Here is a 13324-nt window from a genome sequence, read left to right as displayed (position 1 = left end):
TCACCGTCAGTCAGGCATGGGCCTTGACTTCACAAGACCCAAGCAGGACATTCCCGCCCCATGAACCCAGAATCGGACTCCGCAAGACATACCCAACTCCCTTCCAGACGAGGCGTGTTGGCAGGCGCCGCCGCAGTGGCGGGTGTTGCGGTCGGGGCGGGCGGCACGGCCGCCCATGCCGACGCCCCGCCCCTCCTCGGCACGTACGACGTCGTCGTGATCGGCGCCGGTGCCGCCGGGATGACCGCCGCGCTGACCGCCGCCAAGCAGGGGCTGACCTGCGTCGTCGTAGAGAAGGCGCCCACCTTCGGTGGGTCCGCCGCCCGTTCCGGTGCCGGGATCTGGATACCGAACAACTCCGTGATCCTCGCCGCCGGGGTGCCGGACACGCCCGCCAAGGCCGCCGCCTACCTCGCGGCGGTCGTCGGACCGGAGATCCCCGCCGCCCGCCAACAGGCCTTCCTCGCCCACGGACCCGCCATGCTCTCCTTCGTCATGGCGAACAGCCCCCTCCGCTTCCGCTGGATGGAGGGATACAGCGACTACTACCCGGAGTTGCCCGGCGGGCTCCCCAACGGCCGTTCCATAGAACCCGATCAGCTCGACGGCAACGTCCTCGGCGCCGAACTCGCCCGCCTCAACCCGCCCTACCTCGCCGTCCCGTCCGGCATGGTCGTCTTCAGCGCCGACTACAAGTGGCTGGCCCTGTCGGCCGTGAGCGCGAAGGGCGCGGCCGTGGCTGTCGAGTGCCTGGCGCGGGGGACCAGGGCCGCGCTCCTCGGCCAGATACCGCTCACCATGGGGCAGGCCCTCGCGGGCGGACTGCGCGCGGGGCTGGCCTCGGCGGGAGTGCCCGTCTGGCTCAACACCCCCCTCACCGACCTCTACTCGGAAGCCGGTACGGTCACCGGCGCCGTCGTCACCCGCAACGGCACCCCCGGTCTCCTCCGCGCCCGGCGAGGCGTGATCGTCGGCTCGGGCGGCTTCGAGCACAACGCGGCGATGCGCGACCAGTACCAGCAGCAGCCCATCGGTACGGAGTGGACCGTCGGTGCGAAGGAGAACACCGGCGACGGAATCCGCGCGGGGGAACGGGCGGGCGGTTCCCTCGCCCTGATGGACGACGCCTGGTGGGGCCCGGCGATCCCGCTCCCCGACGAGCCGTACTTCTGCCTCGCCGAACGCACCCTCCCCGGCGGCCTGTTGGTCAACGCGGCCGGCTCCCGCTTCGTCAACGAGGCCGGTCCCTACAGCGACGTCGTCCACACCATGTACGAGCGCAACGCCACCGACCCCGACATCCCGGCCTGGCTGATCGTCGACCAGAACTACCGCAACCGCTACCTCTTCAAGGACGTCGCCCCGACCTTCGTACTCCCGGCGGACTGGTACAACTCCGGTGCCGCGTACAAGGCGTGGACCCTCGACGCCCTGGCGGCGGCGATAGGCGTCCCGCCGGCAGCCCTTCGCACCACCGTCAGCCGCTTCAACTCCCTTGCCCTGAACGGCGACGACACCGACTTCGGGCGCGGCGACAGCGCGTACGACCACTACTACACGGACCCGGCCATCCTCCCGAACTCCTGTTTGGCCCCGCTGTGGCTGCCCCCGTACTACGCCTTCCGGATCGTCCCCGGCGACCTCGGAACGAAGGGCGGCCTGCGCACCGACGCCCGCGCACGGGTCCTGCGCGCCGACGGCACACCCATCCCCGGCCTGTACGCCGCCGGCAACGTCAGCGCCGCCGTCATGGGCCACAGCTACGCGGGCGCGGGCTCGACGATCGGCCCGGCGATGACGTTCGGGTATGTGGCGGCACTGGCGGCGGCGGGGGTGCTGTGACCGTCGCTCCGTCACCGTTATTTCTGTGCGTTCGGCATGAACATGACCTAGGGTCATGCTGATTGCTGGGGAGGCAGGAAGTGCGAAACAGGGGGATGGCCGCGGTGTGTGCGGCGGCTGTGGTGGGCATGTCGCTCGTCGCGGGGTGCGGGCAGCGGTACGCGGAGCCGTACGACAGCCTGGCGCAGGTGCCGGAGAAGCTCGCGGCGAACGGCACGACCGTCACGGTCGGCGACCCGACCGCCGACGTGACCGTGCACCTGTACGAGGACATGCGCTGCCCGTACTGCGAGGAGTTGGAGACGACCGGCGGCGGCCCGGAACTCCAGCAGGCCGTGCTGCGGCGCGAGGTGAAGGCCGAGTACACCCTGGCCTCCTTCCTCGACGACAGACTCGGCGGCAGCGGCTCGAAGAAGGCGGCCAACGCGCTCCGGGCCGCCCTGGACGCCGACAGGTTCGCCGAGTACCACGAGGTGCTCTACGCCAACCAGCCCGAGGAGGCGGTCGACGGCTTCACCGACGCCCGCCTCCTCGAACTGGCCGAACAGGTCCAGGGGTTGCGCACCCCGGCCTTCGAATCGGCGGTGAGGACCATGAAGTACCGCTCCTTCGTGACCGCCTCCGAGCACGCCTACGAACGCGTCGGCACGGCGGAGCAGAAGAGGCAGCACAAGGGCCCGGGCACGCCCACCGCCGTGATCAACGACGTCCAGGTCCCCGAGGAGATCGGCGGGGTGCTGTACGACGGGAAACTCTTCGGCGAACTGCTGCAGGCGATCCAGGACCGGCCCGGGGAGTGGCAGGAGTACAAGGACTACCAGCCGCCCCTGGACCCGGAGGACTACGGCTACTGAGCCGGCCCCCTGACGCCTACGGTTTGCGGGCCATCAGGAACGCCTGTGGGGACGACTCCCCGGTCTCCTCGTTCGCCTCCCGCACGGTCTGCGAGGTGAGGGTGAACCCGGCCGCCGTCAGCAGTCCGGCGATCCGGTCGGGCCGGCGGCGCTGGAAGTCCATGGACACGGGGCGTCCGAAGGGCTGGTCGAAGTGCTTGGGCTCGTCCCCGACCTGGAAGCCGAGCAGCAGATGCCCGCCCGGTGCTAAGACGCGGCGGAACTCGGCGAAGAGGGCGGGCAGGCGATCGACCGGGGTGTGGATGGTCGAGTACCAGGACACGACCCCGGCGAGTGCCCCGTCCGCGAGGTCCAGCTCCAGCATCGAGCCCTGCTCGAACCGCAGCCCAGGATGCTCCCGCCGGGCCACCGCGAGCATCGACTCCGACAGGTCAAGGCCGAACACCGACAGCCCGAGCGAGTCGAGGAACGCGGTGACCCACCCCGGCCCGCACCCGAGATCGGCGACCTGTCCACCACCGCCCCCTGAACCCCGTACGAACTCGGCGTACGCGGCGAGCACGGCCCGCTCCAGCGGCTGGTCGGCGAGCCCGGAACGGAAGCGGGAGAAGTAGTCCTCGGCGATGGCGTCGTAGAAGACGCGGGTCGCGGCGACGAAGTCGGTGTCAGTGGTCATGGGCGGGAGGTTAGCGGGACCCACTGACAATGCGGCCGGGGGAGGGACTGGGGCAAGGGCTGGGGGAAGGACTGGGGGAAGGAAGGGCCGGAAAGGGCAGGAGCTCCGATGCCGGATGGCTCGGAGCTCCTTGGGTACTGCACACGTTCCGGATCAGAGTATCTGGCTCAGATGAGCCGGGGACTCAGATGAGCCGAAGACCTACAGGGGGGTGACGTTCTCCGCCTGCGGGCCCTTCGGACCCTGCGTGACGTCGAAGGAAACCGCCTGGTTCTCTTCGAGGGAGCGGAATCCGCTCGCGTTGATCGCGGAGTAGTGGACGAAGACGTCCGGGCCGCCGCCTTCCTGGGCAATGAAACCAAAGCCCTTTTCGGCGTTGAACCACTTCACGGTTCCGGTAGCCATAAGCCCTCCTTGGGCCCAAAGGGTTGCCCTGCTCCAGAACCTGCAAGGTGTAAACAAAAACTTGTAAACAACTGCATTCATCTGAAAACGACGAGAGCCCGCGGTCACATGCTCCGCAGGCTCTGTACTGCAAGGGAAACCAAACTGCAACTTGCGGTGAGCTTAGCACTCGGGCAGGCGAATGCAATAGAGGGCAAGATCACGTCACCCGGACGTTTGAGAGGCGGCGCGCGGTCTTGACAGCCCTACGGGCAACCCCCGAGAGGGTGCACCGTACCCCACGCCCGTTAGCCTCGCGATGTGGACAATTCTCGCACCCGGCCGCGCGTCGGCCACATCCAGTTCCTGAACTGCCTGCCCCTGTACTGGGGGCTCGCGAGAACGGGCACGCTCCTCGACTTCGAGCTGACCAAGGACACCCCCGAGAAGCTCAGCGAGCGGCTGGTGCGCGGCGAGCTCGACATCGGGCCCATCACGCTCGTCGAGTTCCTCCGCAACGCCGACGACCTGGTCGCCTTCCCTGACATCGCCGTCGGCTGCGACGGCCCGGTGATGTCATGCGTGATCGTCTCCCAGGTCCCGCTGGACCGCCTGGACGGCGCACGGGTCGCGTTCGGCTCGACGTCCCGTACCTCAGTACGCCTGGCCCAGCTGCTCCTTGCCGAGCGGTACGGCGTACAACCTGACTACTACACGTGTCCGCCCGATCTCAGCCTGATGATGCAGGAGGCGGACGCGGCGGTCCTCATCGGGGACGCGGCCCTGCGCGCCAACCTCCTCGACGGCCCGCGCTACGGCCTCCAGGTGCACGACCTGGGCGCGCTGTGGAAGGAGTGGACGGGCCTGCCGTTCGTCTTCGCGGTCTGGGCTGCGCGGAGAGAGTATTTGGACCGTGAACCGACCCTCACCCGGAAGGTCCACGAGGCGTTCCTCGCCTCCCGCGACCTCTCCCTGGAGGAGGTCGGCAAGGTCGCCGAACAGGCGGCCCGCTGGGAGGAGTTCGACGCGACGGTCCTGGAACGCTACTTCACGACCCTCGACTTCCGCTTCGGCGGCCCGCAGCTGGCGGCCGTACAGGAGTTCGCCCGCCGGGTGGGCCCGACGACGGGCTTCCCGTCGGACGTGAAGGTGGAGTTGCTGGAGCCGTAGGCTGCTGGTCGCGCGCGGTACCGCGAGGTGTTGTACGGGGGAGAGGTGGGGGTCATGCAGCCGCTTGACGTCGGTGAGTCGGCCGTCGTGGGGCCCTACCGGCTGCTGGGGCGGCTCGGTGCGGGCGGGATGGGCCGGGTCTATCTGGGGCGCAGCGCGGGCGGCCGTACCGTCGCGGTCAAGATCGTGCACCCGCATTTCGCGCTCGACGAGGAGTTCCGGGCCAGGTTCCGCCGCGAGGTCGAGGCGGCGCGGCGGGTGGGCGGGGCGTGGACGGCTCCCGTCCTGGACGCGGATCCGGACGCCCCGGTGCCGTGGGTGGCGACGGCGTACGCGGCCGGCCCCTCGCTGACGGCGGCGGTCACGGAGGACGGCCCACTGCCGCTGGATTCCGTACGGGCACTGGGCGCGGGGCTGAGCGAGGCGCTCGCGGCTGTTCACGCGCTGAACCTGGTCCACCGGGATGTGAAACCGTCGAACGTCCTCCTGACTCTCGACGGTCCACTCCTCATCGACTTCGGGATCGCGCGGGCGACGGACGGTACGGCGTCCCTGACGTCGACGGGTGTGTCGGTGGGCTCGCCGGGCTACATGTCCCCGGAACAGATCCTCGGCAAGCCGGTGGAGGGAGCGGCGGACGTCTTTTCGCTGGGCGCGGTACTGGCGTACGCGGCGACGGGCAGATCTCCCTTCCCTGGCGATTCGTCGGCGGCGTTGCTGTACAAGGTCGTGCACGAGGAGCCCGAACTCGACGGCTTGGGTGGGGAGTTGCGGGAGGTGCGGGAGGTGGTGGAGGGGTGCCTGGCGAAGGATCCGGCGTCCCGGCCGACCCCTGGTGAGGTGGCTCGGCGGCTCGCTCCGGAGGGGGCGGCGCGGCTGGTGGCGGGTGGGTGGCTGCCGGGGGCGGTGGTGGAGCGGGTCAGCAGGGGTGCGGTGGCGTTGCTGAACCTGGAGGTTGCGGAGACGGAGGTGTCATCGGCGGGAGGGGCAGGAGGGCTGGGGGAGTTCGGGCCGCCGCCGGTGATGCCGGGGCAGGTCCTGCCGGGGCCTCGGGACGCGGAGCCGGAACGGGAGCCTGTGCTTGTGCCTGAGCCTGAGCCGTCCGACCGTACGCCTGGCAAGGTTTCCGTGAGCGTGGCGGCGGCCTCGGTGCCGGTGGCCGGCGGGCGTGGACGGAGGCTGAGCTGCACGGTCGCCCTCGCGGTGGCGGGCGCGCTGGCGGCGGTGACGGTGGGTTCGGTGTTCGTGTTCGACCTGCTGCCGGGCGGAGACAAGAAGGGGCACTCGGTGAGCGGCTCCGACTCGGCGGCCGACAGCGACTCCGGCCAGGCCGAGAGCAGCCCGGCACCGAGCACGGTGCCGGATCCGGCGAGCGGCACGATGACCGTCCCCACGTCCTACGTCGGCACCTGGGAGGGGCCGGCCGTCGCGCTCGACGGCACGCTGCCGATGGGGACGTTCCGGGTGACGGTGCAACAGGCCGCCGTGGGCGCCAAGTTGGGCACCTTCCGGCAGACCGACCAGATCGGCGGCATCTGCGACGACGAACTGATCCTCAAGGAGGTCACACCGACCCACCTGGTCGTCACGTCGATCGCCGACGAGTCGAACAGGGACGTGTGCACGACGGGTTCACACCAGGTGCTGCTCACTCCGGTCGGCGACGACCTGAAGTACGAGACGGACAACCCGGAGGCGGGGGATCCGGTGGCTCGGATGTCGCGGGTGGAGTAGGGGACGTCCCCTGGGGGCTGCGCCCCCAGACCCCGCTACGGCCCTGAACGGGCCTTGTCCTCAAACGCCGGACGGGCTGAGTCACTCAGCCCGTCCGGCGTTTGAGGACAAGGGGGTTCGGGGGCGGAGCCCCCGAGGATGGGACGGGTAGGGGGGGCGGGGGCGAAAACCCTTACCGCCCGCACCCCCCACCTCACCCAGGGATGACGACCGTACGCAACTCCCCATCCCCCAGATGCAACATCCCCTTACCCGGCGCGACCTGCCCACCCACCATGCTCCGGTTGATGCGCACCCCGATCAGATCCCCACTCGACGACTCCTGCGGAGACAGCAGAATCCCCCGCCGCCCCTTCTTCGCATCGACCTGCCAGCCACTGAACCCGCTGCAGACGTCCTCCTCGTCACCAGCGATGACCAGCCCGAGCCCCCGCTCCGCCCCCCGCGACACGATCTTCTTCATCTGGCTCGCCGCGTCGCAGTCCTCCAGGATCTCCCCGTCGTCGATGAGGACCACGATCGGCTCCTCCAGCGACGCCTGGTCGATGATCTCCTCGAAGTCGTCCTCGTCGATGTCGTCGCCGGTGTACATCTTCAACACCCCATCCATGCCGTCCAGTTGACGGAGCGGCGACTGACGCGGCGCGGCGATGACCAGACGTACACCCTGCGACAGATACGACTGCGCGAAGTTCATCAGCACCGTCGAGCGGCCCGATTTCGCAGGCCCCGCGATGACGAACGTCGGTACGCCCGCCGCGAGATCGGGCCCGAAGCCCGTGATGTCGTCGCCGCCGATGCCCACGAGGCCCCACAGGCGGGAGCCTGACGTCTCCGGGTCGCGCATGCCCCACGCGTCCGCGAACGAGATCCGCGACGGCAGGCTGTCGACGCGGAACGGCCGCCGGGAGCGCGGGACTTGGGCGTCCCGGGCAGCCGCGGCTTCGCCGATCGCCGTGATCGCCGCCGCCTGCCCCTGCCCGGTCGTGTCCTCCGACAGCAGCGCGAACTGGGTCTCGATACCGGACTCGTTCTTGTAGCCACGGCCCGGCGGAATCTCCTCCGGAACCTTGCGGTGCGGGATACCGAGCGTCGAGAAGTCGCTGCGGTCGGCGAGCCGCAGCCCGTACTTGTCCTCCGTGAGAGTCGCGATCCGGCCGACCAGCAGCGTGCGGTCACCGGTCAGGACGAGATGGATACCGACGCTCGCACCCTCACGCATCATCGTCGTCAACTCGTCGGTCAGCGACCCGTGGTCGACCTCGCCGAGGGTGGGCACCCAGCCCTCCCACCGGTCCAGCAACACCACGATGTGCGGCAGACGCTCCTCCTCCGCCGACGCGGCCCGCTGCTCACCGATGTCCGCGAACCCCTTCTCCGCCAACAGGTCCTGGCGGCGCGCCATTTCACCCTTCAGCCGGTTGACCAGCCGAATCACCCGCTCGGTCTGGTTACGGCTGACGACAGCCCCGCAGTGCGGCAGCCGGCTCAGCGCGTTGAGCGCGCCGTTGCCGCAGTCGATGCCGTACAGGTGGACGTCGGCGGTGGAGTGGGTGCGGGCCAGCGAGGCCGCGATCGTACGGAGGATCTGCGAGCGTCCGCTGCGCGGGGCGCCGCCGATCATCAGATGGCCGAAGGTGGAGAAGTCGACGACGACCGGGCGGCGCGCCTGGGCGGCCGGCAGGTCCTCGATGCCGTACGGGACGGGCGCGAGCTTGCCCGTGCCGTGGTCGGCGAAGGCCGGGACCTCGATCTCGTCGAGCAGCAGCGTCTCGGAGAGCGCGGGCAGCCAGGGGCTGTGCTGGGGCGGGATACCGAGCGACCGGTTGGCGTCGCGTACGGCGTCGACGAGCACCTTGAGGTCGGTGATCTCCTCTTCCTCCCGCGCCTCGACCTTGGGCTTCTTCAGCGCGGCTCGCCCGAGATCATCCCAGGCCAGCGGCCCCGACCAGGGCATGAGCACCGCCGGGTCGGCCGCTCCGGGGCGGCGTCCGCCGACACGTCCGGACTGGAACGGGACGAGGGAGGCGTGGCCGAGTCGGACGTACGCGCGACCGGGGGTGTTCTTGGAGATGTGCCCGGCCTCGGGCGAGTCGATGACGTCCGACGACTCACCACCATCGGTCACCCGCAGCGCGATACGGAGGTTGGTGTTGGCGCGGATCTCGGGGGACACGACACCGGAGGGCCGCTGAGTCGCGAGGAGCAGGTGAATACCGAGGGAACGGCCTCGCTGGGCGATGTTGACGAGCCCGGTGACGAAGTCGGGCAGGTCACGCACCATCGACGCGAACTCGTCGATGACGATGAGGAGTCGGGGGACGGGAGCGTGGGACGACGGATCCCGACGCACGAGATCCTGGTAGTCCTCGATGTCCTTGGCGTCGGCGGCGGCCAGGATGTGCTCGCGGCGGTGCAACTCGGCGCCCAGCGACTCCAGGGCGCGCTCGACGAGGTGGGCGTCGAGGTCGGTCACCATGCCGACGGTGTGCGGGAGATGCACACAGTCCTTGAACGCGGCGCCACCCTTGTAGTCCACGAGCACGAACGTCATGTTCTCGGGGGTGTTGGCGACGGCCAGCGCGGCCACGATGGTCTGCAGCAGCTCCGACTTACCCGAACCGGTCGTACCCGCGATGAGCCCGTGCGGCCCGTCTTTCCGAATATCGATGCCGAAGGGCCCGTCGTACGACTCCCCGATGACCGCCATCGTCGACTGCCCGCCCATCCGCCAGCGCGCGGAGATCGCGTCGGGCGTAGGCGGCTCCAGCTGAAGCACGTCGAGCAGCCGACTCGACCCGGGCAGCGCCGAGTCCTCGGTCTCGCCGCTGATGTCGCGGAGGGCGGACAGGGACCGGGCCAGGCGCAGACACCAGGCGGCGGAGACGAAGTCGGGCCGTACGTCGGCCAGTCGCTCCGCGCTCTCCTCCTCGACGCGCAGCCGCAGCTTGTCGGCCCGGGCACGCTGATCGGGCTCGCTGCCGGTGTTGTGCCAGGCGTGGAAGGAGGGGAACCCGCCCGCGACAGCCTGCGGTTGAGACTGGGCCTGGTGTGCCTGGTCGGCGTACTCCTCGGCCTTGGGCTCCGCTACGACGAAGGCCTGGCACTCACCGGGCAGGAACCGTTCCTCGGCGTCGAGGCAGAGGGCGTACATCGCCACGTCCGGCCCCTCGCGCAGCAGCTTCACGACGCCGGGCAGCGACCGCAGCCGCCGGGACCCGTCCCACACCACAACGATGTCCGGGTCGCTGAACGACGCCCGCTGCCGCTTGTTCTGCTCCAGGGCCTTCTTGCGCGCGTCGAGGATCTGCGTCAGCTCGCCGATGCGCGCGCCGACGGTCTCCGCGTCCGTCCCGATGAGGACGTTGACGTCCTGCCCGCCGGACGGCCTGGTGTGCGGCAGCCAGCGGACCCAGTCCCAGCTCTCCTGCGCCGTACTCTCGCTCAGCACATAGAACTGGACGTCCATGGGGCTTTGGAGGGCCGCGGTCTGGGCGATGGCCCACCGCCCGAGGGCGCGCGCCGAATCGCCGGGCCCGGCCATGCCAATAACACCCAGCGACCTGAGCGACAAGGCAACAGGCGCATCCTCGATCTTCCAGGTCACCTGACGCCGGTGGTCGTCCTGCTCCGGGTCGTCGAGCACGACCTCGGACGGCATCTGCCCGGTACCGACCCGCAGCAGCAGATGGTCGCGATCGGTACGCCGCCGCTCCCACAGCCGCGTACGGGGCCCGGTGCCGAGGGAGAGGACGGTGGCCGGGTCAGGGATGGCATGCCGCCGGTCCTGCCTCTCAGCCACAAGGGCGTCCTGAGCGTCCTTCTCGATCCGCTCCTTCTGCTCCTTGTACTCCTTGACCTGCTTGGCATGGGACTTGCGCCCGTGCTTCTTGTCCATGAAGTAGTTGGCGAAGAGCATGATCGGGCTGAGGCCCGCCATGATCAGGTAGTACCAGCGCCCGAAGATGGCCACGGCCACGATCGCCCCGACGAGCGGCGTGAGTGCCATCAGCCAGGGCAGCGGCCGGGCCTCGAAGTCACGCGGCGGCGACGGCAGCCGGAACTTGGTCTGCCGGTCGGGGGCGCGAAGGCGGGGCGGCCGGTTGTAGTCGAGTCCGACGCCGTCCTCGGACCACTTGAGGGCGGCGTTGGGCGGGGTGTAGCGGGCGAGTTCGACGAGGGAGTTGCCGATGGCGATCTGTCCGCCGAGGGGCCAGGAGTCGCCTTCGACGTCGGCGATCGCCTTGCCGTCGAGAGTGACGCTTTCCTTGTCCCCGTGGACGGCGACTTGGCAGGTGCCATCGGTTGCAACTGACAACGTGAGGGCACGGGCGTCGACCTCGGGATCGTCGATCCTGATGTACGAGGCGGGCCCGCTGCCGATGTCGTACCGCCCGACCCCGAGCCGGTGCACGAACCCGGCGACGGGCCCGCCGACGACCCGCAGCTCGACGAGCCCGGTCGGCTCCCCGGGCAGACACCCGGCCGGATCCTGCAGGCTGACGACGGCACCTTCGCGCAGGGGCGACCCGACGACGTTGGCGGCCGGATCGACGGCGTACCCATCGACATACACAAGTGGGGAGTTGTTGGCGGGCACCTGTCCGTGATGCCCGAGCGGAATGATCTGGGCACCGCTGTGACCGACCTGTTTGGCCAGTTCCTGTGCGATGTCCCCGACGGTGGACTCGGGATCCGCGTCGAGCACGACGTCGGCGGTACCCCCGCCGAACGGATCGACGACGGTCAGAGTCAGGCGCACGGTTGTCCTCCCCAACGGCCCCCGTGGCCGCTTCCGCAACGCCGGCCACCGTAGGGAGTGACGATATCCGCTCGGTATGACAGAAGGGCAACGGGTAGGGACTGGGCTCTTCCCTGGCTCTTCCCTATGGTGAATCGGTGACGGAACGGTGTTGAACAGTCTTGTTCCAGAACCGAGATGTCTCCACTCGTGCCACACCCGTAAGCTGCTGCCTCAGCCAGTTGGAACAGGGAAGCCACGGGGGTTGGCCCTGCGGCACTTTCACGAGGGAGCGGCTTCATGGCCAAGGACCTTGATGTCACATATCAGGACATGCGGGATGCTGCCAAGCATGTCGTGAAGGAGAAGGAAAGGCTCCAGGAGAAGCTGGACGGCCTGCGCAAGTACATCGCGAACCTGGTCGAGTCCGGCTACGTCACGAAGAGCTCGTCGAAGGCCTTCGACGAGAACTTCGAGGAGTTCACGCGCGGCGCCAAGGACACGCTGGACGGTCTGGACGGCATGGGCGACTACCTGACCATGGCCGCGGACAAGTTCGAGCAGATCGACGAGGAACTGGCGAAGTCGGCGAAGAAGTAGCAGTAGCCGAAGCGCGGTTCAGGGGCACGTCCCGCGAGGCGCCGTCCTGGTGCGGCAGCGTTGCTGTACGCACCGGGCCGGCGCCCGGCCGTGTTCCTGCTCCCGTCAGCTGAGGGGCTGCCGGAGCACGTGCATGTGGAGTTCGCTGCGGAGTTCTTCCGTCTCGACCCGCAGCCAGGACCCGTCCCGAAAACGGATCAGCAGCAGCCTCGTCTCGAACTCACCGGAGAACGGGTCGACGAGCGTCGCTTCGTCGGCGGCCAGTCGGGCGACGATCTCCATGTGCTTCTCCCGCCCCACGCTGACCCGCTGCGGCGGAGCCGCCAGCACGATCCCGTCCTCGGTGGTGAGCAGCAGTCGCTGGTGGTGGGTGGAGGCCGTACCAACGCAGCAGGAACTGCCCGGCGTTGGCGCCCCAGTCCCCGTCGAAGACCTTGTCGAGGCATTGCTGGACGATGAGGGCGTCCCGACGCTCACAGTCCTTCTTCCTGGCCCGCCGCCGCTCCTTCTCCTCCTTCGAGCCCAGGGCCCGCTTGACGGCTTCCTCCGCGTCGGACAGCAAGCTCAGTAGCATGACGAGGAGTATGAACGGCGCACCGAGCACCGCTCCGACCATGCCCAATGGGGGCAATCCGGCGGGGCGGAGGCGGGGGTTGGGGGCGGCCTGGAGCACATCCGTCGGCGGGCGCGGGATCTTGTCGATCCAGCACCAATCGGCTGCTTCGGCGTGGATGCCGAGGCGGTCCGTAAGCAGGCGCTGCTTGCCTCTGGATGTCACGTTGCGGGGTCTCCTTGCCGACGTGGACGGGCTGCCCACCGCCACGATCCTGCTGTCGCGCAGGCCTGGGAACCAACAGTCCCACCCGTAAGATCCTGCTCATATGGATGGCTGAGAGACGCACGCAACGCAGCCATGGAGGACGCGGGAAGTCGGCTCCGGTCGCGCTCCGCGAGGCTTCTCAACAGGGGGAACCATGTCGGACCAGACTGCCGATGTCACGCGCATCAAGGAGAGCGCACGATCACTCTCCAAGATCCACCGGGAGTTCACCCGGAACGCGAATCCGGCTGACGGTCTCGGTGTCGATGTGATCGGCGATCGGAGTCTGGTCGAGACCTTCGATGACTTCGGCGACAACTGGAAGATCCATCGAGAGCGACTCACGGACGAGATCGAGAAGCTCTCGAAGATTCTTTCCACTGCGGCCCAGGCCTACGAGGACATCGATCACCAGCTCGCAGAGGCACTCCGCGGCACGGACAAGCAGGGTAAGAGCGGTAGCGGGGGTGCGAAGTGACGCGCCCTCGGACTGATGAGTGGAC

10 protein-coding genes are annotated in these 13324 nt (G+C 69.0%); 6 read left to right on the top strand and 4 right to left on the bottom strand.

The window, feature by feature from the left end; genetic code table 11:
* Window positions 1-60 precede the first annotated feature (60 nt).
* Together kstD and LUX31_RS17300 are read left to right on the top strand one after the other, a co-directional pair.
* A complete protein-coding gene (gene kstD, locus LUX31_RS17305) occupies window positions 61-1842 on the top strand; it encodes a 3-oxosteroid 1-dehydrogenase (protein WP_268828168.1) in 1782 nt (593 codons plus the stop codon).
* Window positions 1843-1937: 95 nt separating this feature from the next.
* Window positions 1938-2696: a DsbA family protein gene (locus LUX31_RS17300; RefSeq protein ID WP_443046058.1), complete on the top strand. Its 759-nt coding sequence runs from the start codon at window positions 1938-1940 to the stop codon at window positions 2694-2696.
* Between the two features lie 16 nt (window positions 2697-2712).
* On the opposite strand, the gene LUX31_RS17295 is transcribed toward LUX31_RS17300, so the two are convergent.
* Both LUX31_RS17295 and LUX31_RS17290 read right to left on the bottom strand, forming a co-directional pair.
* Window positions 2713-3372, bottom strand: coding sequence for a class I SAM-dependent methyltransferase (locus LUX31_RS17295; protein ID WP_235475682.1), 660 nt, complete (start codon window positions 3370-3372; stop codon window positions 2713-2715).
* 201 nt (window positions 3373-3573) lie between these two features.
* Window positions 3574-3777, bottom strand: a complete 204-nt coding sequence (locus LUX31_RS17290) for a cold-shock protein (protein ID WP_148009945.1) — start codon at window positions 3775-3777, stop codon at window positions 3574-3576.
* Window positions 3778-4077: 300 nt separating this feature from the next.
* On the opposite strand from LUX31_RS17290, the gene LUX31_RS17285 reads away from it, so the two are divergent.
* Both LUX31_RS17285 and LUX31_RS17280 read left to right on the top strand, forming a co-directional pair.
* Complete coding sequence (locus LUX31_RS17285; protein ID WP_235475681.1) at window positions 4078-4926, top strand: menaquinone biosynthetic enzyme MqnA/MqnD family protein; 849 nt, start codon at window positions 4078-4080, stop codon at window positions 4924-4926.
* A gap of 54 nt (window positions 4927-4980) precedes the next feature.
* Window positions 4981-6660 carry a serine/threonine-protein kinase gene (locus tag LUX31_RS17280; RefSeq protein ID WP_235475680.1) on the top strand — a complete coding sequence of 560 codons (1680 nt, stop codon included), beginning with the start codon at window positions 4981-4983 and terminating at the stop codon, window positions 6658-6660.
* A 193-nt stretch (window positions 6661-6853) separates the two neighbouring features.
* Here LUX31_RS17280 and LUX31_RS17275 read toward each other — a convergent pair whose 3' ends face one another.
* Window positions 6854-11422 (bottom strand): FtsK/SpoIIIE domain-containing protein, encoded by a 4569-nt coding sequence (locus LUX31_RS17275; protein WP_235475679.1) that lies wholly within the window; start codon window positions 11420-11422, stop codon window positions 6854-6856.
* Window positions 11423-11701: 279 nt separating this feature from the next.
* On the opposite strand from LUX31_RS17275, the gene LUX31_RS17270 reads away from it, so the two are divergent.
* On the top strand, window positions 11702-12001 hold the full coding sequence (locus LUX31_RS17270; protein WP_235475678.1) for a WXG100 family type VII secretion target: 300 nt from the start codon (window positions 11702-11704) through the stop codon (window positions 11999-12001).
* A 105-nt stretch (window positions 12002-12106) separates the two neighbouring features.
* Here the strand turns inward: LUX31_RS17270 and LUX31_RS17265 are convergent, their stop codons facing one another.
* Window positions 12107-12331: a hypothetical protein gene (locus LUX31_RS17265; RefSeq protein WP_235475677.1), complete on the bottom strand. Its 225-nt coding sequence runs from the start codon at window positions 12329-12331 to the stop codon at window positions 12107-12109.
* Window positions 12332-12975: 644 nt separating this feature from the next.
* On the opposite strand from LUX31_RS17265, the gene LUX31_RS17260 reads away from it, so the two are divergent.
* Window positions 12976-13299, top strand: a complete 324-nt coding sequence (locus LUX31_RS17260; RefSeq protein WP_235475676.1) for a hypothetical protein — start codon at window positions 12976-12978, stop codon at window positions 13297-13299.
* The last annotated feature ends 25 nt before the right edge of the window (window positions 13300-13324 follow it).

The organism is Streptomyces sp. GQFP (genome assembly GCF_021545335.1).
Classification (GTDB): domain Bacteria; phylum Actinomycetota; class Actinomycetes; order Streptomycetales; family Streptomycetaceae; genus Streptomyces.
The sequence above is the reverse complement of the archived record's forward strand: the minus strand, read 5'-3'. Positions and strand labels throughout refer to the sequence as shown.

Excerpts from the sequence above, each read along its gene's own strand:
- kstD (WP_268828168.1), top strand. The coding sequence starts at position 61 with ATGAACCCAGAATCGGACTCCGCAAGACATACCCAACTCCCTTCCAGA.
- LUX31_RS17300 (WP_443046058.1), top strand. The coding sequence starts at position 1,938 with ATGGCCGCGGTGTGTGCGGCGGCTGTGGTGGGCATGTCGCTCGTCGCG.
- LUX31_RS17295 (WP_235475682.1), bottom strand. The coding sequence starts at position 3,372 with ATGACCACTGACACCGACTTCGTCGCCGCGACCCGCGTCTTCTACGAC.
- LUX31_RS17290 (WP_148009945.1), bottom strand. The coding sequence starts at position 3,777 with ATGGCTACCGGAACCGTGAAGTGGTTCAACGCCGAAAAGGGCTTTGGT.
- LUX31_RS17280 (WP_235475680.1), top strand. The coding sequence starts at position 4,981 with ATGCAGCCGCTTGACGTCGGTGAGTCGGCCGTCGTGGGGCCCTACCGG.
- LUX31_RS17270 (WP_235475678.1), top strand. The coding sequence starts at position 11,702 with ATGGCCAAGGACCTTGATGTCACATATCAGGACATGCGGGATGCTGCC.
- LUX31_RS17260 (WP_235475676.1), top strand. The coding sequence starts at position 12,976 with ATGTCGGACCAGACTGCCGATGTCACGCGCATCAAGGAGAGCGCACGA.